Raw genomic sequence first — 25399 nt, 5'->3', positions numbered from 1 at the left:
GGGGTGTCGTGGAAATGAAGCAGTCAGCAGAGGTGCAATTGGCAGAGCGACGAACACGGGGTTTGATGACTTTCTTGTTATCAAGTCCCGTTCCTGCAATTTGTAGGTATTATGTAAACCGTTGGTAAAGGTGCGACATTCTGACTGAACAAAAGTGAACTGAAGCTCTCTTTTTCGATGGCCTGCAATATCAGCCAGTTAGCAACGAGTATCTGAGGTTGACAGCCACAACTCCACTACTTGTGGACGCGTGTCGGCGTAAGCTAGCGACGACGTAGTGCCCCTGGGCAAAGTAGCGAATCAAAATCGCAACTTTTGGTTCCAGCCGCCGACATACCGACGACCTGAAGTTTATCCGTCGCTCGACGTGGGGACGACGCGGCGTGCGAACACGACTGAGCGTGCCGGCTGGAGCATCAGGAGCAATCTGGTCCGGATATTTTCCAGTCAGATTATAGCCGCCCAATTGCATCTCAATCCGAAGATAGTAGCTGCGCCCCGTGCCGGTTGATTTGGTAGGTCTGGGACGACATGCAGCTGGGACACCGGAACGTCCTCCGATCGCCGGGCAGACTGGCTCTAGGCTGTGCCACAATCTTGATAAGAGTGCGTGCCCCCCCGCAACGGCGGCACAGCAACAGATCGACTGCTGGTAGTTTCGTTGCTCTCACATCGATACCTCCGCGGAGTGAAGTCATCGACTCAAGTCCGGTTGTCTTACTCCGTTCCACAACTTTTACTATGCGGTACTCCGTTGCAGCGCTCCTGATGATCGCCTGGCAGCTTTCAAAGAGTTCCTTCGCCTCAGCTTGGAGCGGGCCCGGTCATTGGTGAAGGTGCGGCCCTCAAGCACCTTTCTGAATATGTTCCGGACGACATACTGCACCAGTCGTCATCACAGCGCTGGGCATTCATATCGAGCTGGTGTTCAGCGCAGCGCCTGGCTTGCTACTTTCCAGCAACACGGAACCAAGCCGCCTCGATCATCGCGTGCTCGTGAGAATGAGCAGCAATCCCGCCGTGCCGACCCGAGATGATCGCGGAAATCAATGAAGCTCAGCGGCAGCGCCACCGCGACATAATGGCACACCGTTGTCCCATCTGTCGGCGACGTCCTTCAAACGCAGGATGTCGAAATTTCCATGCCCGGCGATAACAAGCTTTAGGCTCGGCAGGTGACCTATGGCTCGGACTTATCTCCAACCAGAAGTGGTGGAACGACCGGCCGACCCGTTCGTCAACCAGAGGCTGCTGCCCTCATGGGCGCAGGGACGCGAGCCGACGATCTATCAAATCGTGCGGGATGCCCAGTCCACGAGTTTCAACACCCCCAAGATGCCTGGAAGCTCGGAGGAAGCCGACGATTTATCAAGGCTGCAGCGGTGCATTCAGGAGATAGAGAGCGCCACCGGGCTGGAGCTCTCGGTCGCACACTTCGCGCTCGATATGACAGCCGCGGAGATGGTCAAGGCGATTGTGTCCGGCAAGGCAACCGCCAAAGCCGTGGGCGTGCAAGCCGATCTGCGTCCCATCCTGTTCCTGTTGCCAGGGTCCCTCGGTTACGGTCCGAGCATGGCTGCTTTTGCAACGGGGCTCGGCAAGATCGCCCGGGTCGTCCCGATCAAATACCCCGACCTGGGGAGCATCCTCGCCGGAAACAACACGGTCGCCTCTATGGCAGATGCCGCGGTGGAGCAAATCCGCCGGAGCCAACCCGTCGGACATGTTCGCCTTCTCGGCCATTCCCTTGGTGGTGTGGTGGCATTCGAAGTTGCGGCGCGGCTGCTGGAAGCACGGCGGTCCATCAAGTTCCTGGGGATTCTCGATACAGCGATTATCAACGAGGGCCGCGATTACCGGGAGACGCTCGCCCGAACGTTGCGGCGGCTCCGCGCCAATCGTGTGAACATTTCGCGGATAGCCTGCCGAGCACTCGCAAAGGTTACGGCAGCAATCGGTGGCGAGGCCCCCCTTACCTGGATGCTTCATCGCTATGCGCGAGGGAAGTTCAACGCCACCTGCTTCCGAATTAGACTTGAGCTGCAAGAGGTGTTGCGGTCGCGAGCTTTCTACCAATGGCTGGCGTCGCCCAGGCCGTCTTTGCCGATCGGAGCTACACTGTTTCGCTGCAACCGAGATGGAGCGCCGCAATCGCTCGGCTGGGATTGCTCACTCGCAAGCCTGGACGTGATCCCCGTCGCAGGCACGCATATCGAGCTCGTCGTCGATCCCTACCTCGCCACCAACCTCCCCTTGGTCGAGAGTGCGGTCGTGCAAACCTACACGCCGGCCGAATTTTGCAAGCGGAAAGCGCTGTCATGACCCTTGCTGCGCACATTCCGGCTGCGCGGGAGTTTGGCAACAACGTATTGGCGCTCGATCCCGCTGCCGAAGTCGAGAGGATTGTCCAGACGCTACGCCAACAGGTCTTGAGCGTGTTGGGGCGCCGCGGCGCTGTCGTTGGTCTTTCCGGCGGCATCGACAGCTCCGTCGTCGCGGCGTTGTGCGTGCGTGCATTCGGCAACGACAAGGTCTTGGGTATCTTCATGCCCGAGCACCATTCTTCGGACGATTCGCTGAGGCTCGGCCGCTGCTGGGCGGCGCAGCTTGGCATCGATACTGTGTTGGAAGACATATCGCCCGCCCTTGAGGGGCTCGGCGCCTATCGCCGGCAGATCGAGGCAATCCGGACTGTCGTTCCCGAATATGACGACGGCTGGAAATGCAAGCTGGTGCTACCGTCGGTTTTCGCGAGCAACGGATTGAATATCACCCGTCTCACGGTTCAGAGCCGCGACGGCAGCACCCGCACCGTTCGTCTTTCGTCAAACGCCTATCTCCAGATCGTCGCCGCGACCAATTTCAAGCAGCGTGTCCGCAAGATGACGGAGTACTACCACGCCGACCGCCTCCGATACGCGGTCGCCGGCACACCGAACCGTCTCGAGCACGACTTGGGCTTTTTCGTCAAGCAGGGCGACGGAATTGCGGACGTGATGCCGATCGCACATCTCTACAAGACACAGGTCTATCAGCTCGCGGAATATCTCGAGGTCGAGGAGGAGATCCAGCGCAGGCCACCGACCACGGATACGTTCTCGATGCCGCAGAGCCAGGAGGAGTTCTATTTTGCGCTGCCTTATCACCAGATGGATCTGTGCCTTTACGCTGTGAATCACGGGATTCCATCAGACGAGGTCGCAGAGGCTATCGGACTGACAGCAGCCCAGGTCGATTTGGTATTCAGGGATATTGACGCCAAGCGTCGTGTCACGCGCTACCTCCACGCACGACCCCTGCTCGTCACTCAAGTGTTCGAGGACTAACCTGCATGTGCGGTGTCGCGGGCATAGTGTCAGTAACCGCCGCCGCAGGGCCCCCCTCCCGCGAAGCCTTGATGCGCATGCTCGGCGCGCTGGCCCATCGCGGCCCGGACGAGCGCGGACTATACCGGGACGAACGCGCAGGATTGGCACATGCCCGCTTGTCCATCATCGACATTTCGAGCGGTCAGCAGCCTCTCGCGGACGCGAGCGGCACGACGTGGATCGTGTTCAACGGCGAGATATTCAACTACGTTGAGTTGCGTGAGAAGCTGATCGGGCTTGGTTACAGGTTCCGGACCCGCAGCGACACGGAGGTCATCGTCAACGCCTATCGGGCCTGGGGCGAGGACGCGTTCGAGCGGATGACCGGACAGTGGGCGCTCGCGATCTGGGACTCGGTAGCCCGTCGTCTGGTGTTGGCGCGCGATCGTACCGGCATTTGCCCTTTGCATTTCTGCGAGCGCGAAGGTCGACTGTATTTCGCCAGCGAAGTGAAGGCCATCTTCGCGGCGGATGCAGCGATTCCCCGCACCTTCGATCCAGTCGGCATCGATCAGACATTCACTCTCTGGACCGTTGTGCCGCCGCAGAGCGTGTTTCAAGGGATCAAGGAGCTCATCCCGGGACATTTCCGCATTTATGAAAACGGAAACATTCGCGAGAAAGCGTTCTGGAAGCCGCGATATCCCCAATTGTCCAGTTCGCGCGACGGCCAGTTTGCCGGTTCACTCGACGATGCAGTGAAGCAGGTGCGCAGCGCGTTGGAATCCGCGACGTCGCTTCGAATGGTGCGCTCCGACGTAAGCGTCGGCAGCTATTTGTCCGGCGGGCTCGACAGTTCGCTTATTGCGGCGATGGGATGCCACTTCGCCGGCGAACGCTTTCAGACTTTCTCACTGCGTTTCGCTGACGCTGAATATGATGAGACCGACTTCCAGCGATTGGTCGCCCGTGTCACCGGTAGTGAGCACCATGAAGTGGTGGTTTCGCGCAGTGACATCGCCGAGATTTTTCCGCAGGTCATCTACCACACCGAGCGCCCGATCTTGAGAACGGCGCCGGCGCCGTTGTTCCTGCTGTCGCGCCTGGTGCGCGCCTGCGGCGTCAAGGTGGTGCTGTCCGGCGAAGGCGCCGACGAAATGTTTGCCGGCTACGATCTCTTTCGCGAAGGCAAGGTCCGACGTTTCTGGGGTCGGCAACCCACGTCGACACGCCGCGCGCGGCTGCTTGAGCGTCTCTACCCTTATCTCACACGCTCGCCGGTACGGCAGCAGGCAATGGCCCGGCAGTTTTTTGGGCGCAATCTGTCGGAGCACGCCGCGCCGGGCTTCGCGCATGACACCCGCTGGCGAACGACCAGCGGCATCAAACGACTGTTCTCCAGCGACATGTGCGCGGAGTCGGCAAAGCACGATGCGGTCTCCAATTTGATCGCCAGTCTACCTCCGGAATTCACGCAATGGAGCTCCCTTGCGCAGGATGAATATCTTGAAATCCAGACACTGCTGTCGGGATATCTCCTGTCTTCTCAGGGCGACCGAATGCTCATGGCTCATTCAGTTGAAGGACGCTTTCCTTTCCTTGACGAGGATGTGGTCGCGCTGGCGAATTCGCTGCCGCCCGCCTACAAGCTCCGCGTCCTTGACGAGAAGCACGTTCTGAAGCGCGTCGCAGAGCCGATCGTGCCGTCGGAGATCATCGCCCGCAAGAAGCAGCCATTCCGCGCGCCCGACGCTCTCTGTTTCGTTGGCCGTGATACGCCCGCCTATATTGACGACGCGCTTTCGGAAACGGCTATTCGCGAAGCAAGCGTCTTCGATCCTGACGCGGTCGCGCGCCTGCGGAGCAAGTGCCGGACACAGGCCACAACCGGCAACGGCGATCTCTCGAACTCCGACAATATGGCGATGGTCGGCGTGCTATCGACCCAGCTCCTGCACCAACAATTCATCGCAAGCCGTCCTGGTGGGCGCCACACTCTGGAACTGACCGTCGATATCGATCGCGAGCACCGGGTTGAGGGAGCCCTTTCCTGATGCATGGTCCTGTACCGCTCCTGCACGATTACCTCATCCACTCCGCCCGTCATCTCGGTGGAAAGGTGGCGCTGGTGTGCGGCAAGCATCGCGTCAGCTATGGTGAGCTCGAGGCGCGCTCTAACGCAATCGCGAATTATCTGGTCGCGAGCGGAGTCGAACGTGGCGATCGGGTGATTATCTTCGCCGACAACACTGTCGAAACCGTTGTCAGTTTCTGGGCCGTGCTGAAGGCAAATGCCGTGGTGTGCATCGTCAATCCGCTCACCAAGCGCGACAAGCTTGGCTACTTGCTTAATGATTGCCAGCCGACGGCGCTTATCACCGACAAACATCTTCTCACGATATTCAAGGAGCCCGCGCAGGCATGCCCGTCATTGCGCCGAGTGATCGTTTCCGGGCCCGTCGAAGATGTCGAACTGACGGAGCTGCCCCATGCGGTACGCTGGAGCGAGGCAGGCGCCGCCAGCCACGACATAGCTCCCGCGCGGAGCTGCATCGATATCGATCTCGCGGCCATCGTGTATACCTCCGGATCGTCGGGTGATCCCAAGGGCGTGATGCTGACGCACCGGAACATGCTGACCGCGTGCACGTCGATCGCCTCATATCTCGCGCTATGCGAAGACGAAGTCATTTTGAACGTCCTGCCGCTCGCCTTCGATTACGGCCTGTATCAAATGATCATGGCGTTTCGCACGGGCGCGCGGCTGGTCCTCGAACGGTCGTTCGCCTTTCCGGCACAGATTCTCGGGCTTATCGCCGAGGAGCGAGTAACCGGCCTGCCCGGCGTGCCGACGATCTTCTCGACGCTGTCGGGGCTCAAGTCGATCAAGGAGCACGATCTCTCGAGTATCCGCTATGTCACGAACACCGGAGCTGCGCTGCCGATGAAGCACATTCGTCTGCTGCAGGATCTATTCCCGGAAGCGCGCATTTATTCCATGTACGGTCTCACTGAATGCAAGCGCTGCACCTTTCTGCCCCCGGAGGATATCGATCGAAAGCCGCTGAGCGTTGGGATCGCCATCCCGAATACCGAGATGTGGATTGTCGACGAGCGCGACAGACGCGTGGGCCCCGACGTAGTCGGCCAGCTTGTCATTCGCGGCGCGACGGTGATGCGAGGCTATTGGGGCAAGCCAGAGGCCACGGCCAGGAAACTCAAGGCCGGTCCGCTGCCAGGCGAACAGGTTCTGTACACCGGTGACTACTGCAGGATGGACGCGGAAGGCTACCTCTACTTCGTTGGCCGCAGCGACGAGATCATAAAGTCCCGAGGCGAGAAGATCGCTCCCAAGGAAGTGGAGAACGTGCTGATGGATATTCCGGGCGTGAGGGAAGCCGCGGTGATTGGCGTTCCCGACGAGCTCCTCGGGCAGGCGGTTAAAGCGTTTGTCGTTATCGAACAGGGATTAACACTGAGCGAGAAGCAGATTCAGAAAGAGTGCCAGCGACGCCTCGAAAGCTTCATGGTGCCGAAGTGTATTGTGATCGTGCCCAGCCTGCCGCGAACGAATACAGCAAAACTCAACAAGAGAGCACTGCAGGAGTCGATTTCCGAATGATCCGATCGTGACTTTTCTTTACGCATTGGAGTTGAAACATGTTGCTAGTCAGGGAACCACTCGAGACCTATCGAAGGCAAGTTCGCGATTTCTTGCTGTCGAACTTCTACATTGCTGAAGCCAACTCGCTCGGGGTCGACACATCGCTGCTCGATCAAGGCATCATCGACTCGACCGGAGTGCTCGAGGTCATCGGGTTCATCGAGGAGACCTTCGGCATCACGGTCGAAGATAGCGAGCTCTTGCCTGAGAACCTGGATTCCATCGAGGGAATTTCACGCTTCGTCATGAGCAAGAAGAGCTGATGTTTGTCTGCAGCGTCCAGACCGCGTCGCGAACGCCACCGTAGCGGTTCAGGTTGTTGCGCCTTTACGGTATCCCATAACGACGCGGCCTTCGCCCGTTTCGTTCGTTACCACGCTGATGCTCTCGTAGCTCTTGTTGCGCTCAAGAAGGGTTGTCACCTGCCGCTCCTGACCGGAGCCGACCTCGAACAGGAGGATGCCGCCCGGCCGCAGATATCGGACTGCGTCCTTCGTAACCCGCATATGGATGCTCAGCCCGTAAGGACCGGCTGCGAATGCCTCACGTGGTTCGAGTTCGAGCAAGGGGGCACGGTCGCCTCTGAGCCGCGTTTCCGAAATATAGGGTGGGTTGCAGACGATCAGGTCGATGGTCCCATCCAGCGACAGATCTGAAAAAGCGTCGAACAGATCGCCCTGAAGCACCGACATGCGTTGCGTGAGTCCGTGATAGGCGACATTGCGACGTGCGACGGTGACGCATCCATCGGTTAGGTCGCTCGCCCAGACGCGTGCGTCGGGGATCTTGAGAGCGATGGCGCATGCCAGATTGCCTGCGCCGCAGCACATGTCGATCACCCGCGGCTCCGCCACGTTTAACTGACGCAGAGCATCGACAGCGCTCGCGCAAAGCAATTCGGTTTCCGGCCGGGGGACGAGCGCACCGGGTGCAACCAGCAGCTCTATTCCCATAAATAGAGTGCGTCCCTCATCGTAAGCTTTGGCGACGTTGATCACTTCGCTCATTGCGGTCACCCTGCCTGGACGTTGCGCGATAACTGTTGCATGCGGCGTGATCATGCACCGGACAGAACCATGCCCTGTCCATGTGGCAATGGCGGTAGTCACAATGAGGTAGATGGGCCGATAGCGGCAATGCAGTTGTTTTCGGCAGCGCACCGGCTGCATCGTCATCCGACGACGCAGACCTCGCTCTAACTTCGGCTACTTCGAGATTGAGTGGTATTTACCTGTTCCGCTTTTCGACTTCTCATGAACGGGGCCGCGGCGATCCGGCACCCTGTCCGGCGAGCTAACGATTCGTAGCGATGGCTTCGTTGGCCGTTTGCTGCTATGGCGCTCTTGGTATCAACGGGGCTGAGGCCTTAAGTTGTTTTTCGTATTGTCCAAGACTCTTGGCAACGCGCTCGCGCCGGTCAATTTCCTGATCGGCCTCGGTGTGCTCGGCGCGGTCCTTTCGGCAACACGACTTTCTTCGCTTGGCCGCGGGCTTTTGATCACGGCCGCCGTGCTGCTTGCGGTGGCCGCGTTTTCGCCGGCTGGAAGATTGCTGCTCTATCCGCTTGAATCGCGCTTCCCGCCCTGGGATGCGGGACAGCGTGCGCCTGACGGCATCATCGTGCTCGGCGGCTCGATCGACGCCGATGTTTCACTTGCCCGCGACACGCCGGTCGTCCGTCGCTCGCCCGACCGCATCATCGCAGCCGCAGCGCTGGCGCGACAGTATCCGCACGCACGCGTGGTGTTCACCGGCGGCAGTCCGAGGCTGGTGTCGGATGCCAGGGAGGCCGATTACGCTGCCGCGCTCTTCGCAAGCCTTGGAGTCGACAGGTCGCGTTTGATCATGGAGCGACAATCGCGCAACACGCATGAGAACGCCGAATTCACCAAAGCGCTCGTGGCGCCGAAGCCGGGCGAGCGCTGGGTTCTGGTGACATCAGCGTTCCATATGCCGCGATCGATTGGCTTATTTCGCAAAGCCGGATTTCCTGTCGAGGCTTATCCGGTCGACTGGCGGGTCGGCGGTCGGCGCGACGCACTTTCCTTCAGCACCCTCGCCCTTGACGGGCTGTCGCGGACCGACATTGCGGTGCGCGAATGGTTCGGGCTCATTGCCTATCGAGTCACGGGGCGGATCGATGACTTGCTGCCGGGGCCCGATGCACATTGATTCTCCAGGCCCGAGATAAGGCAAGCGCCGCAGGCCGTCGGAAGCCAAAAGCCATCTATGGCCACGCCGTCGCAGGTAATGCCCGGACGCCATTCGAGCCCGGTGTGGACCATTGTTGTGGACCACCGGATTTTCTCGAAAAGGCTGCGGGTTAGAAGTCTTTGATCTACGAAGGGAAATTCGAGTGTGGCTGGGGAACTAGGATTCGAACCTAGACAAACAGAGTCAGAGTCTGTTGTGCTACCGTTACACCATTCCCCAAACGATTCAGAGACTTACAGAAAAATCCAGTCTGGAATCGGTCGGAACAGAGATGCGCATCTCGTTCGGGCGCGTTCTAGCCCGTCCGCCGGACAAAGCGCAAGGCCTCTGGACGGAAATGACGGCTCATTGACACCACTGGCAATGGACAGGCCACGCCGAGCGCGGCCTGCCCGGTCGCCTCGCCCTATTCGCCCGGCCCACCGACCGGGATGGCCATCGGCTCCGGCGCCAGGCGTCTGCTGAGTGCCAGATAGACACCGCCGCCCACGACGATGCCCGCCAGCCAGCTCAGATCCGCGCCGCCGAGAAGGTTGATCGAGATCGGCCCCTGCAACGCGGGCACCAGGCCATCCTGGAACAGCCAGGTGGCGATCAGGCCGGCGAAGAACGCGATCATGCCGCTCCAGTTGATATCGCCATAGATGCTGGTCTCCGGCGACTTGTAGAGTTCGGCGATGTCGATCTGGCTCTTCCGCCTGACGAAGAAGTCGGCCAACACCACGCCGGCATAGGGGCTCATCCACATCAGCAGGCTGATCAGCCAGTTGTCGAAGGCCTTGGCAAAAGACGGCGCGAAGATGAAATACACCGTCACCGCATAGCCCGCGATGCCAACGATCAGCGCCAGCGCCGTGCGCGAGAAGCGGACACCCATGCTGAGCGCCGCCAGCGCCGACGAATAGACGTTGAGGATGTTGGTGGCGATCGGCCCGTGCAGCACCAGCAGCAGCACGAGAATACTGGCGATGCCACCGAACACGGCCGAGACCATCTTGGCCGGATCGGTATCGAGCGTCACCGACGCAATGGTGGCGCCGAGAATGGCCAGCCACACCGACGGCACGAACATGCCGACATAGCTGTACCAGAACACGGCTTTCGACGAGGTCGACCGCGGCACGAAGCGCGAATAGTCCGACGCCCAGGTCACCCAGGAAATGCCCCAGCCAACGCCGACGGCAGTCATCAGCAGCGACAGCATCGCCAGATGCGGCCCCGGCGGCAGCGACGTCGTGTGATTCCAGTTGACGACGCCGGGCTGGCTCCAGGCCAGCACGCTCATCAGCACCATGATCACCACCGTGACTGGCACGGTGTATTTCTCGAAGGTGCGGATCGCATAGAAACCGTAAGTGCCGATCACTACCTGCGTCACCATCACGATGGTGATCACCACGAGATTGGCGAACCAGCTATCCGCGATGCCGAACTGGCCGAGAATGGCCATCGAGATTTTGACCGGGAAATAGGTGTTCACGCCGATCCAGCCGAGCGTCATCAGGAACATCAACAGGCTCGGCAGATAGGCGCCGCGGCGTCCGAAGGCCGACCGCGCGAGTACCATCTGGTTGACGCCGGTCTTGTGGCCCATGACCGTGAAGGCGGCGAAGATCGCGGAGCCCGCCGCATTGCCGATAACGATGACCGCGATGGTTTCCCACAGACCGAGCTTGAGAATGATACCAAGCGCGCCGAGCGCCCAGTTTACCGGCGCGATATTGGCGCCGGCCCAGATCCACATCTGCTGCGGCCCGGTAGAATCCCGGTCGGCATCGGGGATCGGTTCGATACTGTGGATGTCTGCCCGCAACTCAGAGTTAGTCATGCTCGCCCCCACGTCAGAAACAACCTGGGGTCAACAAAGCAAGACGCGTACCAATCCCAGCAGTGCGGCTTGCTACTTGTGGGGCACCGGCGGCGTGCCGTGGGTGTGGAATGACTCGATGGTCTTGAGGCCCCAGGCCTGCCCCTTCTTGCGCTCCTCCTCGGTCCAGACGATCGGCTTCCAGTCTGGCGCCAGAATCAGCCGTGCGCCGGCATTGGCGACTTCGACGCGGTTGCCGCCGGGCTCGTAGACATAGAGGAAGAAGGTCTGCTGGATCGCGTGCTTGTGCGGACCAGTCTCGATGAAGACGCCATTTTCCAGGAAGATATCGGCCGCGCGCAGAATGTCTTCGCGGCTGTCGAGCGCGTAGGTGACGTGGTGAAAGCGCCCCTTGGTGCCGGAGTGATCGCGCGAATAGGCGAAGTCGTAGCTCTTGTTCGACATGGTCATCCACATCGCCGCTTCCGTGCCGTCATTGAGCACGATCTGCTCGGTCAGCCGGAGCCCCATATAGTGCTCGAAAAACTCGCGATTGGCCTTGATGTCGACCGCGAGGCAATTGAGGTGATCGAGCCGCCGCACATTGATGCCGCGCGCCGGATAGCGCTGCGCCTGATTTTTAAGCGCCGGCTTGAGTTCTGGCGGCGCCTCGTACCATTCGGTCTCGTAATAGAGTTCGACGATATGTCCGTCGGGATCGCGGCAGCGAAATGCCGGCCCATGGCCGAGATCGCCGTCGGTCCAGCCGATATCGTAGCCAGAGCCTTTCAGCGCCGCGACACGACGCTCCAGCGCCTGTGGGCTGCGGGCCCGCAGCGCCATATGCTCCATACCCGACGTGTTCGACGCCGTCAGCTTCAGCGAATAGCGCTCATAGTCGTCCCAGCCGCGCAGATAGACCGACTCGCCCTGCCGGCCCGACACGGTCATGCCCATGACGTCGACGAAGAATTTCAGGCTCTCGTCCGGCTTCGGCGTCAGCAGTTCGAGATGGCCGAGATGGGCGAGATCGAAGATGGGTTCGGGAGTCATTGGTCGTTTCCTCCAGTATTCTAGTTGAGCTTACTCGATCCCCTCATGGTGAGGAGCGCGTCTTCGCGCGTCTCGAACCATGAGGAATTGGGCGCTCATCCTTCGAGACGCGGTCGAAGACGACCGCTCCTCAGGATGAGGGCGACGGCGCGCTATCGCAACGCGCGCGTCACGTCGTCGAACAGCTCATCAACGCTGAACCTGCGCAGGATCAGCCCCTGCTGCGCAGAATAGTCTGTAATGAGAGCCAGCGAACGATTCATGGCATCCGCATCGAAAGACAGGCTCTTGCCGGCTGCCGCCGCCCTGCTCGCCTCCAGCATGCGGTGGACTTCGCGCACCACGTCGGGCCGCGTATCGGACAATTGCTTGCTGACCACCACCATATGGTTGATCGGTACCACGCCATGGCTGGCCAGCCAGGCTTTCTCTGCAGCGGCTACGTCGGGGAATAGTTGCGCCACCCGTGGATCGTCGCTCTTCTCCCCGAGCACCGCGTCCAACTCGCCATCGAACAGCATCTGCATGATCGCCTTGCCGGCAGGTGCCTTGGTGGTGCTGTCGACATATTCAGCGACATGCGGCTCCTCGAACGTGATCCATTCGATCGCATCGAGATTGACGCCGTAGTCATTGGCGAGCATGCCACGCAGCCACGCGCCGGTCGTGGTTGTGAAAGAGCGAATGCCGACGCGCTTGCCTTCAAGATCCTTAGGTCCGGCAATACCAGCCCCGGGGTTCGTGACCGCGAAGCCAAACTGATGCCGCGCCATCATCACATCAGGCAGCAGCACCATCGGCTTGTCGTAGCTCCTGGCCATCAGATAGGTGACGATGGCCATTTCGGCGACGTCGAAAGCGCCGTCGCGTACCATGGGCTTGAAGCCCTTGTTGGTCGGCGTGTACACGGCAAAGTCCAGTTCGACGAGATCAGACGTGATCGCGCCGGATTTCAACGCAGCCGTATGCGGATGATCGCCGAGCAGAATACGGAGCCGCATGCCAACCTCCTCGCCGCTCACGCCTGATCGGGATCGTCGACGTAAACCAGACCCGCTTTGGCGAGCGGCTCCCGCATATTGTACATGTCGAGACCGAGGATGCCGGAAGCCAGCTTCTGCCGCTTGGCGTCTTCTTCGGCAAAACGCTTCTCGCCCTTCACCGCAACCTCCGCAGCATGTTTGCGCGGGATCACCACGACGCCGTCTTCATCGGCGACGATGACGTCGCCTGGCATCACCTGCGCGCCGGCGCAGACCACCGGCACGTTCACCGCACCGAGCGTCGCCTTGACCGTCCCCTTGGCAGAGATCGCGCGCGACCACACCGGAAAGCCCATCTCGCGCAGCGTCTTGATATCGCGGCAGCCGGCATCGATGATCAGGCCAACGCCACCGCGCGCCTTCAGCGACGTTGCGAGCAGATCGCCGAACATGCCGTCGGTGTTGTCCGTCGTGCAGGCCACCACCAGCATGTCGCCGGGTTTGCACTGCTCGATGGCCACGTGCAGCATCCAGTTGTCACCGGGCTGTGCCAGCACCGTCACGGCGGTGCCGGCGGCCTCCGCGCCGGACCACACCGGCCGCATATAGGTCTTCATCAGGCCGAAGCGGCCATAGGCCTCGTGCACCGTGGAGACGCCGAGCGCGCCGAGCCGCTGCACGACGTCGGCATCCGCGCGTTGAATATTCCTGACGACGACGGGCTTCATGCCAGTGTCTCCACGGTCATCGGGAACAGCCGCTGATAGGCTTCGCCATAGGTCATGGCCGCGCCGGTGTTGCGGCCACCCTGCATGCCGCGCTGCAGAGCCACGCGCTCGTAATAGGCCCAGAGGTGCTTTTGCGCAGCGAGAATTTCGAACGTCTTACGCTTGATGTCCCACACCTCATCGATGTTGAGGATCACCTGCGGCTTGAAATTGCACATCTCCGGCTGATGCGGCTCGAACAGAAACACCGGTGGCGCGGAGTAGCTGTATTCCGCCTCAGGCTTATGCCCCATCGCCTGCGCGATGATGCGGGCCTCCTGTGCGGCGGCGGTCGCCGCGGGATGATCGACATTGTACGGATCTTCGAGCGAATGCGTCAGCACGAAGCTTGGATTGAGCTCCCGATAGATATCGATCAGCCGCTCCTTGTGTGCTTCGGTCAGATGCAACGGATAATCGCCGGCATCGAAGAATTCGATCTCGGCGCCGAGCGACGCCGCCGCACGCTCCGCTTCGTCCTTGCGGCCAGCCTTGACCTTGTCGAGCGTCATACCCGCCTGCTTCCAGGCAAATTGCGACTCGCCGCGTTCGCCATATGCGAGACAGACGATCTTCACGCGATAGCCCTTCTTCGCATGCAGCGCGATGGCGCCGCCGGCGCGCCAGACGAAATCGCCGGGATGGGCGGAGACCACGAGGCCGGTCTTGGCTTTGGACATCGGATGTTCCTTCGGATTTTCGCGTCGCTTAAGTGTCGAATTCAAACAGTCGCGCGGGATTGTCGACGAGGATCTTCTGCTGGATCACCGGATCCGGCGCGAAGAGCGGGATCAGATCAACGAGATCACCGTCATTGGGCATCGCCTTGACGTTGGGATGCGGCCAGTCGGTGCCCCAGATCACGCGATCGGGCGCGGTCTCGCAGATTGTCTTCGCGAACGGCACCGCATCGGTGAAAGGCGGCCCCAGCGAGGTGACGCGCTCGCAGCCGGAGACCTTTACCCAGCATTTCTCGTCGCGCTTCATCAGGTCGATCAGGATGCGGAACGGCTGCTGCTCCAGGCCATCGGCGGCCTTGACGCGCCCCATGTGATCGATGGTGTAACGCACCGGCAGCTTCGCCAGCAGGTCGGCATAATCAGGCAGGTCGACCGCATCGAAATGCAGATCGACGTGCCAGCCCATCGGCGCGATCATGTCGATGATGCGATGAAACACTTTCATGTCCGGCGTGCCGCCGAGATGCCGTACGAAGTTGAAGCGGCAGCCACGGAAGCCACCTTCGTGGAGTTCGCGCAGGCCCTGCTCCGTGATCGTGCCATCGATATTGGCCACCGCGCGGTAACGCCCGCCGCTCACCGCGATGGCATCGAGCGCCACGCGGTTGTCGGTGCCGTGCACGCTGGCATTGACGATCACCGCGCGGCCGATGCCGAGCTTCTCGTGCAGCGCCTGGAAGTCTTCCAGCGGCGCGTCCGGCGGAATGTAGGAGCCGACATATGGGTACTTGGCGCCCGGCCCGAAGATATGCGTATGCGCGTCGCAGGCCAGCGGCGGCAGCTTGAACTTCGGCACCTTGGTATGCGGATCGGGACCGGGAACAGTTGGCTTCGTCATTGTTTCGGAATTCCTGCCTTGTCGATCACGGCGGTCCACTTCGCGATGTCGTCGACCAACCGGGCCTTCAGTTCCTCGGGCGAACTGGCTTTTGCCTCGATGCCAAGATCGAGCAACTTTTGCTTCACATCGGGCATCGCCAATACTTCGCGCAGGCCCGCATTCAACCGCGCAATCGCTTCGGGCGGCGTACCCGATGGTGCGAACAGCGCATTCCATGACACGACGTCATAACCCTTCACGCCACCCTCGATCATCGTCGGCACGTCCTTCAGGATCACCGAACGGGATTCGCCCGTGGTCCCGACGGGACGCATCTTGCCATCCTGTAGCGCGGATTTCATCCCGACATAATTGTCGATCATCACATCGATGTCTTCGCGCAGCAGCCCGACAATGACTTCCGGCGTTCCGCGATAGGGCACGATCTGGAAGTTGATCCCGGCCGTGGATTTGAGCAATTCGGCCGACAGGTTCTGGGTGCTGCCGACACTGATGGTGCCGACATTCAATTTGCCGGGATTGTCGCGCGCGAACTTGATGACGTCGGCCAGCGTCTTGTGTTGCGAATTCGTATTGGTGCCGACGATGAAATCGAAGAAGCCGATGCTGGAGATCGGCGCAAAGTTCTTCACGGGATCGAATGGCAGGCTCTTGAACAGCGGTACGCTGACGGCGGTGCCGTTGCTGAGCAGCGCCAGCGTATAGCCATCCGGCTGCGACGACAGCACTGCGCGCGCCGCAACGACGCCGCCCGCGCCCGGTATGTTCTCGATCACGAGACGCTGGCCGAGATTGTCGCCGAGTTTTTCGGCCACGATGCGGATGGTGATGTCGGCAACACCGCCGGCCGCGAACGGCACGATCACGCGAATGGGTTTCGTCGGATAGCCGGACTGGGCCTGCGCCACAGGTAACGCGCTCGTGAGGAATATCGCACCAAGCGCCAAATGCGCGGCGCTCAGCAGATGCTTGAGCCTGGTCGGGAAGCGGAGCGTCATGATGGATTGAAGACGCCTGATGCGTCCACCCTTGCCGTTTTTATGTCGGTACCCGTGGCCGTCACGTCATCGCGACAGGGCTATGGACCGTTCTGGTCCCGCAGTAACCAATTCCGATATATGAAACAAATGAGAAATCTGGGATAATCGTGCAGTTTCCTGCATATATCCTGCCGAGCGGATTATCCCGCAGCCTGGAAGTATTTCCGGGTCAGGTCGATCAGCGCCTGCGCTGGCTTGCTTACGGGTTGTCCGCGCTTGACGATAATCCCGACCGTCCGGCTGACACTGGGATTACGCAGCGGCACAGCGACCAGTCCGGCAGTTCCCTGCGTCGCCACTGCGATACTGGGCACCACGGCGATGCCGAGCTTCTCGAACACCATACCTACCGCCGTCTGCAGATGCTGCACCTCGTAGCGCCAGTTCAGCTTGTCGCGGCGATGGCCGAGCGCGTCGTCGATCAGGGCTCTATTGCCGGCCTGCGGGCTGATACGGATCAGCGGCATATCCTCAAGATGCGACCAGGCCACGAACTTGCGTTGCGCAAAGGCATGATCCTTCGTGCATAACAGGACGAAGCGCTCCTTGATCAGCGGGGTCACAGCCAGATCCCATATATTGGTCGCGGTGATCGTGATGCCGAACTCTGCCTGCCCGGACTGCACCAAAGTGGCAATCTCGCTGGCTGAATTGTCGTGGATCTTGATCGAAATCCCCGGATGCACCGCATTGAACTGCTTCAGCACCCGCGGCAGATGATAGGCGGCGATGGTCGGCAGGCAGCCGAGCGCGATGTGCTCCTGCCGCTTGCGGCCCCGCGCCCGCAGCAGATCGATGGAATCGGACAACTCCCCGATCATCCGCCGCGCAGTCGGCAGCAGTTCCAGCCCGGCGGGGGTCAGTGCCACCTGCCGCGTGGTCCGGGCCAGCAGCTGAAAGCCGAGATCCTCTTCCAGTTTCTTGATCCGGTGGCTTAGCGCCGTCTGCGACAGATTGAGGTGTGCGGCCGCGCGCGAAAAGCTGCCCCGCTCCGCGATGCTCAGAAACGCCTGCAGGCCGGGAAAATCGATGCGCATGAGAGGTCCGTGCACGGCCGAAGGCGACCGCGCTGAGATAACGCGGCGACGAGGACCCATGCAAGGTCAGGACGCCAGCCTATGCCGACCTCGCGGGCTGGTTAAAACCGCGTAAAGCCAGATCGCCAGCCACAAGCGACAAGGTATCCAGTGCCGGAGTTTCCGCGTTCCAGTGCGGAGCTAATTCCGCAATGCAAGTTTGACGAGCAGAGCCCACCGATAGCCCGCGGACGCGCCTTAACAATTTGTCCAGTCCCTGACCTGCATAGTCGGCTCAACCGGGGCGTGAGACGCGAATTCATCAATGACCAGTTTAAACGCAGCGGCGTCGTTCGGGCGCATTATCTCAGTTCGCGGCTCGCTGGCCCGGGTCGGCTTGCTCGCCGTGAACCCGATGACACCCTCGGAGATGCGCGGCACCGTCGGCCGCTTCGTCAGCATCCGTTGCGCCTCCTCGACCATCATTGCCATGATCACGGAAGTGTCCGCCGAGAACATGCATGCATCTGACATGTATATCGCGAGTGCCTCGGTCGATCTGCTCGGCGAGATCATGGGGCACGGAGACAAGGCCAAATTCCAGCGCGGCGTCACCAACTATCCCACCATCGACGACATCGTTGATCTGATCAGCAATCACGATCTGCGCACGGTCTATGCGCCGTCCGGCTCCGAGCAGATCAACGTGGGCACGCTGCAGCAGGACAAGTCGGTCGCCGCTTATGTCGACGTCGAGGAAATGCTGAGCAAGCACTTCGCGGTGCTCGGCTCCACCGGTGTCGGTAAATCCACCGGCGTGTCGCTGCTGCTCAATGAAATCCTGAAGTCGCGCCCACATCTGCGCATCTTCCTGCTCGATGTGCATAACGAATATGGCCGCTGCTTCGGCGATAAGTCGCTGGTGCTGAACCCGCGTAATCTGAAACTGCCGTTCTGGCTGTTCAATTTCGAGGAAATCGTCGACGTGCTGTTCGCCGGTCGCCCCGGCGTGCCCGAAGAGCTCGAAATCCTCTCGGAAGTCATCCCGATCGCCAAGGGCGTCTACACGCAATACCAGAACGCCGACCGCATTGGCCTCAAGCGCATCGATCCCAAGACCATCGGCTACACCGTCGATACGCCGGTGCCTTATCGCCTGGTCGATCTGATCTCGCTGATTGACGAGCGCATGGGCAAGCTCGAGAACCGCTCGTCGCGCATCCAGTATCACAAGCTAATCTCGCGCATCGAAGCGGTGAAGAACGATCCGCGCTACGCCTTCATGTTCGACAACGCCAATGTCGGCGGCGACACCATGGCGGAAGTGATCAGCCATCTGTTCCGCCTGCCCGCCAATGGCAAACCGATGACCATCATGCAGCTCGCCGGCTTCCCCGCGGAAGTCGTTGATAGCGTGGTGTCGGTGCTGTGCCGGATGGCATTCGATTTCGGCTTGTGGAGCGACGGCGCCTCGCCGCTGCTGTTCGTCTGCGAGGAAGCGCATCGCTACGCCTCCGCCGACCGCAATATCGGCTTTGGCCCGACCCGCAAGGCAGTGTCGCGCATCGCCAAGGAAGGCCGCAAATATGGCGTCTATCTCGGCCTCGTGACGCAGCGTCCTGCAGAACTCGACGCCACCATCATTTCCCAGTGCAACACACTGTTCGCCATGCGCCTCGCCAACGAGCGCGACCAGGCGCTGCTGCGCTCCGCGGTGTCGGATGCTGCCGCCAACCTGCTCTCCTTCGTGCCGTCACTCGGCACGCGCGAAGTGCTCGCCTTCGGTGAAGGCGTCGCATTGCCGACCCGCCTTCGTTTCAAGGAAGTGCCGCCGCACCAGCTGCCGCGCTCCGAAGCCACCATCGCGACAGTGCCCTCGGTCGCCGCCGGCCACGACATGCAGTTCGTCAGCGCGGTGCTGGAACGCTGGCGCGGCGCCACCTCGCATCGCGAGGTACCGAACGATCCCGGCTTCATCGAGCGGCCGCTGGCGACGCCGAGCCGCAGCGTCGAAGCCCCGATGCTGCAACCCTCGCTCGGCCTCGATCCGGATCGCTTCTCGCTGCTCAAGAAGCCGCTACGTTAATCGCATCGGCATGCATTGCCGCAAGCGCTTTGCGGTGACGGCGTGATCGCCTATGGTCTCGTGAAACAGAAACGTTCACGGGGACGCCAGATGACCCAGCCGATTGCGAAACGCTTTCCGACACCCGCCCTCGACAAGCTGCCCGAGGACATCCGCACGCGCATTATGGGCGTGCAGGAAAAGTCCGGCTTCGTGCCGAACGTGTTCCTGTCGCTGGCCTATCGCCCCGACGAATTCCGCGCGTTCTTCGCCTATCACGACGCGCTGATGGAAAAGGACAGCGGGTTGACCAAGGCCGAGCGTGAGATGATCGTGGTCGCGACGTCAGCCGCCAACCAGTGCCATTATTGCGTCATCGCGCATGGTGCGATCCTGCGCATTCGCGCCAAGAACCCGACCATCGCCGACCAGATCGCCGTCAACCACCGCAAGGCCGACATCACGCCGAAGCAGCGTGCGATGCTGGATTTCGCCATGAAAGTGAGCCGGTCCGCCGAGACCATCGGCGAGCAGGATTTCGCCGAAGTCTCCGGCCACGGCTTCAGCGACGACGATATCTGGGACATCACCGCGATCTCGTCCTTCTTCGCGCTGTCGAACCGGATGGCCAATGTCACCAACATGAAGCCGAATGACGAATTCTATATGATGGGCCGGCTGCCGAAGTAATGGCACGAGTTTAGAAGGATCTCGCATTGCTCGACTGGTCGGACATCATCTTGCGTTTGGGCGTCGCCGCCCTCGTCGGCGGCGCCATCGGCCTCAACCGCGATCTGCACGGCAAGCCCGTCGGCGTACGCACGCTGGGGCTCGTCAGCCTGGCCACCGCGATGATCGTGGTGCTGGCCGATCCGCTCGGCAAAGGCGGCTTCACGGATGCCGGGAGCCGGGTCATTCAGGGCATACTCACAGGCGTTGGCTTTCTCGGTGCCGGCGTGATCTTTCATGCCGAGCGGCATTTCCGTGTCCGCGGCCTGACCAGCGCCGCCTGCGTCTGGCTGACCGCCTGTATCGGCATCATGTGCGGCGCCGGCCATTGGCGCATCGTCACCGTCTCGGTGGTGATCGCCTTCCTCGTGCTGCTGCTCGGCGGAAGGATCGAACGCGCCCTGCATCGCGTGCTCGGCGGCAAAGGCGATCCCGCGTCGGTTCCGATGGATGCGCCTCAATCGTCGGACGCCGGTCCGCACCAGCCCGGCAAATAGATCGCATCCTTGCTTTTGGCGATCGCCAGCGCTTTCTCCAATGCCTTGGCGAAATCGGCCTCGATCTCCTTGGTGGAGAGCCGGCTGCGAAACAGGTCCGCCCAGAGGAATTCGCTGAACGGCGTGGTGTCTTTGGCATAGCCGCCGGCGCGGCGAATTTCGCCGGCCAGGCTGCGGAACGGATCGTCCTTCAGGCCCGTCACCGATTTCGGAATGTCCTTGAAGTGCCGTCGCTCGCCCTTGGCGTCATAGGGATAGGCCCAGCGGCGGTGATCGAGCACACCCCAGAATGCTTTCATATCGACCATCGTGAGATCCGCGATCACGGTGACGAGCACATCCTTCACGCCTTCGTCATGCAACGCACGTGCGAGATGATGGTGGTCGACCACGTAGTGGCGCTGATCCGGCCCCAGCACCACGGGGATCATGTGCTGGCCGAGCAGTTCGGCCTGTTTGCGCTTGGACTTATGGGCGCGCCAGCGTTTGCGCTTCTCCTTCACCTCGCGCATGCCCACCGTCATCTGCGTTGGCCGCAGCGACAGGATCGGGACCGGATGCAGCAACGGTTCGCGTGTGTTCGGCATGTGGCCTCCCATATCTAACGTCTGCTCAGAACAAACTATGGCATGGCGGTCGCACCGATGCCGATCAGTTCCACGTCATCTCTGCCGATCGCCGCATCCGTGCCATGCGGACTTTATCTGCGCGAAGCGGCCGCCTCGTGTTAGACTGCGACATTGCATGCGCAGACCCACGACCATGAAGACCCAGCAGCCGATTATCAGAGAAGATGACGAGCACCGCGTGCTTCGTTTCGTGCCCCGCACCTCGGCTACGCTGCCACACCATCCCACCGCTCCTGCCGACCAACCCCGCCGCCGCCAAACTACCGGCGCCAGCGACCTGTCCCGCTATCAACAGGCACAGGACGACCCCGACGACTTCCGCCACCGGATGCTGGCCAATAGCGCAGCCTTCGGCTTCACGGTGATCCTCGTGGGTGTCGGGATCTGGCTAGCGGTCAGCATCGCGGATCTCCGCAAAACCCAGGATTGCGTATTGATGGGCCGCCGGGACTGCGCCCATATTGTTGCGCCGCACGGCTGAGGCGCGCCAAACACTCTTTCCACAGCCCACAGGGGCTGGTGAGCGGGCGCTCAACTGCATTGAACTGCCGCCCCCGCTCCGATATACGGGCAATCGACTCTATACGGCGGACCGGGACTGCCCCGGGGCGAAGCCCTGTCTTTGCGCGCGCCGATCGAACATTATCTTCAATATATCAAAGGCTTAGTAATGTCCTCCACATTCGATCAGGTCGCTACAATCATCGCCGAGACTTGCGACATTCCCCGCGACACGATCACGCCGGAAAGCCACGCCATCGACGATCTGGGGATCGACAGCCTCGACTTCCTGGATATCGCTTTCGCGATCGACAAGGCGTTCGGGATCAAGCTGCCGCTCGAAAAGTGGACCCAGGAGGTCAATGACGGCAAGGCGACCACCGAGCAGTATTTCGTCCTGAAGAACCTCAGCGCGCGCATCGACGAATTGGTCGCGGCCAAGGGCGCGTAACGCCCTGCCATGAACCTCGAATATTTTCACCTGATCGACCGCATCACCGACCTCAATGTCGGCGAACGGACGATCACGGTCGAAGCCAACGTACCCGAGACCAGCACCATCTTTGAGGGCCACTTCCCGGGTTATCCGCTGATGCCCGGCGTGCTGCTGATCGAGTCGATGGCGCAGACTTCTGGCTGGCTGCTGATCGCGCTGATGAAGTTCGAGCGTATGCCCTTCCTCGCCGCAGTGAAGGAAGCCAAGATGCGTACCTTCATCACGCCCGGCACGAAGCTGGACATCACCGCCAGCGTGCTGCACGAGGGCGACGGCTTCTACATGACCACTGTCAAGATCAAGGTCGACGGCAAGCTGACCTGCAACGCGCAGCTCACCTTCAAGACCGTCCCGTTCCCCCATCCGGATCTGCGCGGGCACATGGACATCGTGGCCGAGCGCATCGGATTTCCCCTACAGGCAATCACCAATGGCTGAAACCCGACCGATGACATCCGAGCCGGTGGAAGCGTGGATCACCGGCATTGGCCTCGCAACGTCATTGGGCGAAGGCCCTGACGCGCATTGGGATGCGTTGAACAACAAGCGCATCAATGTCGATGAAACCGGCTTCGCTCCGAACATCGTCCACCCCCTCGCGCCGGTCTCTTACGACGCGCAGATCCCCAAGAAGGGCGATCAGCGTCAGATGGAAGCCTGGCAGCGGATCGGCACCTACGCCGCCGGCCTCGCGCTGGATTCGGCTGGCGTCAAAGGCAACAAGGACATCCTGTCGAGGATGGACATGATCGTTGCCGCCGGTGGCGGTGAGCGCGACCTGGCCGTCGATTCGGGTATCCTGAATTCGGACGGCTACGGCGCTGCGACACCGGGCCTGCTCAACGAAAAACTGCTCAACGACCTCAGGCCGACTCTGTTTCTGGCGCAGCTCTCCAACCTGCTCGCCGGCAATATCGCCATCGTGCACGGCGTCACCGGTTCGTCCCGCACCTTCATGGGCGAGGAAGCGGCTGGCGTGGACGCCGCGCGCATCGCACTGGCCCGCATCGCTGACGGCCAGAGCGACATCGCACTGATCGGCGCCGCACATAATGGTGAGCGCAAGGACCTGCTGCTGCTGTACGAATTCGACGACTTCAACCTGAAGAACAAGTTCGAAACCGTCTGGGCGCGCGAGAAGAATTCCGGCTTTGCGCTCGGCTCGGCCGGCGCATTCCTCGTCATCGAATCCAGAGCGCATGCAGAAGCGCGCGGTGCCAAGCCTCTCGCACGTCTCAAGAGCGTGGTCGCCGATCATGCCCGTCGCAAGACTCCCGGCGAAGTCACCGCTTCGCTGCAGGGGTTGTGGTCGAAGCTCGGCGCGAAGAGCGACGCTGCGATCATCACCGGCGCGACCGGTGCGGAACCCGTGACAGCGGAAGAGCGCGCCTTCCTGAAGGATCATGCGGATGTCGCCATCCGCGGCACCGGCACTCTCTTCGGTCATACGCTCGAAACCCAATTCCCGCTTGGCCTCGGCCTTGCGGCGTTGGCGATCTCGCGCGGCGCAATGTTTCCGCCGAACGATTCAACCGGCCTCGAGATTGAAAAGTCCGGCAAGCCCACCCAGATTGTGGTGATCGGCGCCGGCCACTGGCGCGGCGAAGGCATGGCGCTGGTTGAAGCCATCTAGAACCCATCTGGGCTCTAGATTTTTCTTATGTTTGAGCAAGATCTTATCCGAAAACCGGCATCCACTTTTCGGGATCATGCTCAAGTTAAGCGGTCGACGCGGCCGACGGAGAGAGCATGACTGCAACGCGCGATAAATTCGGCCGACCGATCGTTGTCGTCACGGGCATGGGTGTTGCGACATCGCTCGGCGCCGGCAAAGAGGACAACTGGGCCAAGCTCACCGCTGGCGAGTCCGGCATTCGCACCATCACGCGTTTTCCCACCGACGGCATGAAGACGACGATGGCAGGCACGATCGATTTCGTGCCGGTCGAGCCGTTTTCCTCCACCGACCTCTCCGAGAAGCTCGGCGAGCTCGTCACCGAGGAAGCCATCGCGCAGGCCAATATCGGCAGCAAGGGCGACTTCCCGGGCCCGCTGTTCCTCGCGGTTGCGCCTGTCGAAGTCGAGTGGCCGCAGCGCCAGGTGTTGGCCAAGGCCGCCGGCGCCAATAGCGATATCAATTACGACACACTGCTGCGCGTCGCCGGCGGCGGCAAGTTCGTCCAGTATCACCGCCGCTTCCTGTTCGGCTCGGTTGCCGACCATCTCGCGGACACGTTCGGCACCAAGGGCTCGCCGATCTCGCTGTCGACCGCGTGTGCCTCCGGCGCGACTGCGATCCAGCTCGGCGTCGAAGCGATCCGCCGCGGCGAAGCCGATGCGGCGCTGTGCGTGGCCACCGACGGCTCGGTGAACCCGGAAGCGCTGATCCGTTTCTCGCTGCTATCGGCACTCTCGACCCACAACGACCCGCCACAGAAAGCTGTCCGTCCCTTCGCCAAGAACCGCGATGGTTTCGTGATGGCCGAAGGCGCCGGTGCGCTGGTCCTGGAAAGCCTGGAAGCCGCCACCGCGCGCGGCGCCAAGATCCTCGGCATTGTCGCCGGTTGCGGCGAACTCGCGGACTCGTTCCACCGCACCCGTTCCAGCCCGGACGGCAAGCCGATCATCGGCTGCGTGAACAACGCACTGGTGGATGCCGGTCTGACGTCGGACCAGATCGACTACATCAACGCCCACGGCACCGGAACGCCGGAAAACGACAAGATGGAGTATCTCGGCATTTCCAGCGTATTCGGTGAGCGCGCCAAGGAAATTCCGGTCTCGTCGAACAAGTCCATGGTCGGCCACACGCTCTCCGCCGCCGGCGCTGTCGAGGCGGTGTTCTCGCTGCTCACCCTGGAACACCAGCGGATCCCGCCGACGATCAATTACGATGTTCCCGATCCGGCCATTCCGTTCGACGTGGTTCCCAATACCGCCCGCGATGCACGCGTGACGGCCGTGATGTCGAATTCCTTCGGCTTTGGTGGCCAGAATGCCTCGCTGATCCTCACCGGCGAGCCCGTTTAAGGCTCCCCGGCCCCGTTGG

Annotated in this window: 24 protein-coding genes and 1 tRNA gene; 14 read left to right on the top strand and 11 right to left on the bottom strand. The window is 61.2% G+C overall.

Translation table 11 applies throughout. The features are described from left to right. Positions 1-1182 precede the first annotated feature (1182 nt). From AC1DUY_RS28485 to AC1DUY_RS28465, 5 genes are read left to right on the top strand one after another with little or no spacing between them, the layout of a single operon-like run. A complete protein-coding gene (locus AC1DUY_RS28485) occupies positions 1183-2322 on the top strand; it encodes a thioesterase domain-containing protein (protein ID WP_478118693.1) in 1140 nt (379 codons plus the stop codon). Next, a complete protein-coding gene (gene nadE / locus AC1DUY_RS28480; RefSeq protein ID WP_478118691.1) occupies positions 2319-3326 on the top strand; it encodes an NAD(+) synthase in 1008 nt (335 codons plus the stop codon). The genes AC1DUY_RS28485 and nadE overlap by 4 nt, the downstream gene beginning before the upstream one ends. Positions 3327-3331: 5 nt before the next feature. Continuing rightward, positions 3332-5362, top strand: coding sequence for an asparagine synthase (glutamine-hydrolyzing) (gene asnB / locus AC1DUY_RS28475; RefSeq protein ID WP_478118689.1), 2031 nt, complete (start codon positions 3332-3334; stop codon positions 5360-5362). Beyond that, the gene (locus tag AC1DUY_RS28470; RefSeq protein ID WP_478118687.1) at positions 5362-6930 is read left to right on the top strand and encodes a class I adenylate-forming enzyme family protein; all 1569 of its coding nucleotides are present in this window, start codon (positions 5362-5364) and stop codon (positions 6928-6930) included. Before asnB ends, AC1DUY_RS28470 begins: the two co-directional genes overlap by 1 nt. Positions 6931-6968: 38 nt before the next feature. After that, complete coding sequence (locus AC1DUY_RS28465; RefSeq protein WP_478118685.1) at positions 6969-7235, top strand: acyl carrier protein; 267 nt, start codon at positions 6969-6971, stop codon at positions 7233-7235. Between the two features lie 48 nt (positions 7236-7283). Here AC1DUY_RS28465 and AC1DUY_RS28460 read toward each other — a convergent pair whose 3' ends face one another. Next, positions 7284-7979: a N5-glutamine methyltransferase family protein gene (locus AC1DUY_RS28460; protein ID WP_478118683.1), complete on the bottom strand. Its 696-nt coding sequence runs from the start codon at positions 7977-7979 to the stop codon at positions 7284-7286. A 364-nt stretch (positions 7980-8343) separates the two neighbouring features. Between AC1DUY_RS28460 and AC1DUY_RS28455 the strand changes: the two genes are divergently transcribed. Then, positions 8344-9144: a YdcF family protein gene (locus tag AC1DUY_RS28455; RefSeq protein WP_478118681.1), complete on the top strand. Its 801-nt coding sequence runs from the start codon at positions 8344-8346 to the stop codon at positions 9142-9144. 187 nt (positions 9145-9331) lie between these two features. Here AC1DUY_RS28455 and AC1DUY_RS28450 read toward each other — a convergent pair. The 9 genes from AC1DUY_RS28450 to AC1DUY_RS28410 all read right to left on the bottom strand — a co-directional run bounded on the left by AC1DUY_RS28450 (position 9332) and on the right by AC1DUY_RS28410 (position 17454). Further along, positions 9332-9405, bottom strand: a tRNA-Gln gene (locus tag AC1DUY_RS28450). 187 nt (positions 9406-9592) lie between these two features. Continuing rightward, positions 9593-11014, bottom strand: a complete 1422-nt coding sequence (locus tag AC1DUY_RS28445) for a cytosine permease (protein WP_092151367.1) — start codon at positions 11012-11014, stop codon at positions 9593-9595. 72 nt (positions 11015-11086) lie between these two features. Continuing rightward, positions 11087-12046: a catechol 2,3-dioxygenase gene (locus AC1DUY_RS28440; RefSeq protein ID WP_068730601.1), complete on the bottom strand. Its 960-nt coding sequence runs from the start codon at positions 12044-12046 to the stop codon at positions 11087-11089. A gap of 152 nt (positions 12047-12198) precedes the next feature. Then, the gene (locus AC1DUY_RS28435; protein ID WP_478118678.1) at positions 12199-13047 is read right to left on the bottom strand and encodes an ABC transporter substrate-binding protein; all 849 of its coding nucleotides are present in this window, start codon (positions 13045-13047) and stop codon (positions 12199-12201) included. Between the two features lie 17 nt (positions 13048-13064). Continuing rightward, positions 13065-13757, bottom strand: coding sequence for a 4-carboxy-4-hydroxy-2-oxoadipate aldolase/oxaloacetate decarboxylase (locus AC1DUY_RS28430; protein WP_478118676.1), 693 nt, complete (start codon positions 13755-13757; stop codon positions 13065-13067). Next, positions 13754-14476 (bottom strand): PIG-L deacetylase family protein, encoded by a 723-nt coding sequence (locus AC1DUY_RS28425; RefSeq protein WP_089267177.1) that lies wholly within the window; start codon positions 14474-14476, stop codon positions 13754-13756. The genes AC1DUY_RS28430 and AC1DUY_RS28425 overlap by 4 nt, the downstream gene beginning before the upstream one ends. A 28-nt stretch (positions 14477-14504) precedes the next feature. Continuing rightward, positions 14505-15374, bottom strand: a complete 870-nt coding sequence (locus AC1DUY_RS28420) for an amidohydrolase family protein (protein WP_478118671.1) — start codon at positions 15372-15374, stop codon at positions 14505-14507. After that, on the bottom strand, positions 15371-16375 hold the full coding sequence (locus tag AC1DUY_RS28415; protein WP_478118669.1) for a Bug family tripartite tricarboxylate transporter substrate binding protein: 1005 nt from the start codon (positions 16373-16375) through the stop codon (positions 15371-15373). Before AC1DUY_RS28415 ends, AC1DUY_RS28420 begins: the two co-directional genes overlap by 4 nt. Before the next feature lie 182 nt (positions 16376-16557). Next, on the bottom strand, positions 16558-17454 hold the full coding sequence (locus AC1DUY_RS28410) for a LysR family transcriptional regulator (protein ID WP_068730595.1): 897 nt from the start codon (positions 17452-17454) through the stop codon (positions 16558-16560). A gap of 304 nt (positions 17455-17758) precedes the next feature. Here AC1DUY_RS28410 and AC1DUY_RS28405 point away from each other — a divergent pair, with 304 nt between their 5' ends. From AC1DUY_RS28405 to AC1DUY_RS28395, 3 genes are all read left to right on the top strand, one after another. Next, complete coding sequence (locus AC1DUY_RS28405) at positions 17759-19519, top strand: ATP-binding protein (RefSeq protein WP_089267173.1); 1761 nt, start codon at positions 17759-17761, stop codon at positions 19517-19519. 90 nt (positions 19520-19609) lie between these two features. Further along, positions 19610-20188, top strand: coding sequence for a peroxidase-related enzyme (locus AC1DUY_RS28400; protein WP_478118667.1), 579 nt, complete (start codon positions 19610-19612; stop codon positions 20186-20188). A 26-nt stretch (positions 20189-20214) separates the two neighbouring features. Beyond that, positions 20215-20724: an MgtC/SapB family protein gene (locus tag AC1DUY_RS28395; protein ID WP_478118665.1), complete on the top strand. Its 510-nt coding sequence runs from the start codon at positions 20215-20217 to the stop codon at positions 20722-20724. Here AC1DUY_RS28395 and AC1DUY_RS28390 read toward each other — a convergent pair. Beyond that, positions 20685-21311 (bottom strand): ParB-like protein, encoded by a 627-nt coding sequence (locus AC1DUY_RS28390; RefSeq protein ID WP_439063612.1) that lies wholly within the window; start codon positions 21309-21311, stop codon positions 20685-20687. The genes AC1DUY_RS28395 and AC1DUY_RS28390 overlap by 40 nt on opposite strands. A gap of 175 nt (positions 21312-21486) precedes the next feature. On the opposite strand from AC1DUY_RS28390, the gene AC1DUY_RS28385 reads away from it, so the two are divergent. The 5 genes from AC1DUY_RS28385 (at position 21487) to AC1DUY_RS28365 (ending at position 25380) form a co-directional block, all read left to right on the top strand. After that, positions 21487-21834 (top strand): hypothetical protein, encoded by a 348-nt coding sequence (locus tag AC1DUY_RS28385; RefSeq protein ID WP_089267170.1) that lies wholly within the window; start codon positions 21487-21489, stop codon positions 21832-21834. Between the two features lie 189 nt (positions 21835-22023). Further along, entirely contained in the window at positions 22024-22305 is a 282-nt protein-coding gene (locus AC1DUY_RS28380; protein WP_002711294.1) for an acyl carrier protein, read from the top strand. A 9-nt stretch (positions 22306-22314) separates the two neighbouring features. Next, the gene (locus AC1DUY_RS28375) at positions 22315-22788 is read left to right on the top strand and encodes a 3-hydroxyacyl-ACP dehydratase FabZ family protein (RefSeq protein WP_089267169.1); all 474 of its coding nucleotides are present in this window, start codon (positions 22315-22317) and stop codon (positions 22786-22788) included. Further along, positions 22781-23983: a beta-ketoacyl-ACP synthase gene (locus AC1DUY_RS28370; protein ID WP_478118661.1), complete on the top strand. Its 1203-nt coding sequence runs from the start codon at positions 22781-22783 to the stop codon at positions 23981-23983. Before AC1DUY_RS28375 ends, AC1DUY_RS28370 begins: the two co-directional genes overlap by 8 nt. 116 nt (positions 23984-24099) lie before the next feature. Continuing rightward, positions 24100-25380 (top strand): beta-ketoacyl-ACP synthase, encoded by a 1281-nt coding sequence (locus tag AC1DUY_RS28365; protein ID WP_089267167.1) that lies wholly within the window; start codon positions 24100-24102, stop codon positions 25378-25380. Positions 25381-25399 lie beyond the last annotated feature (19 nt).

The sequence above is a fragment of the Tardiphaga sp. P4_G1 genome, from assembly GCF_056401215.1.
The sequence above is the reverse complement of the archived record's forward strand: the minus strand, read 5'-3'. Positions and strand labels throughout refer to the sequence as shown.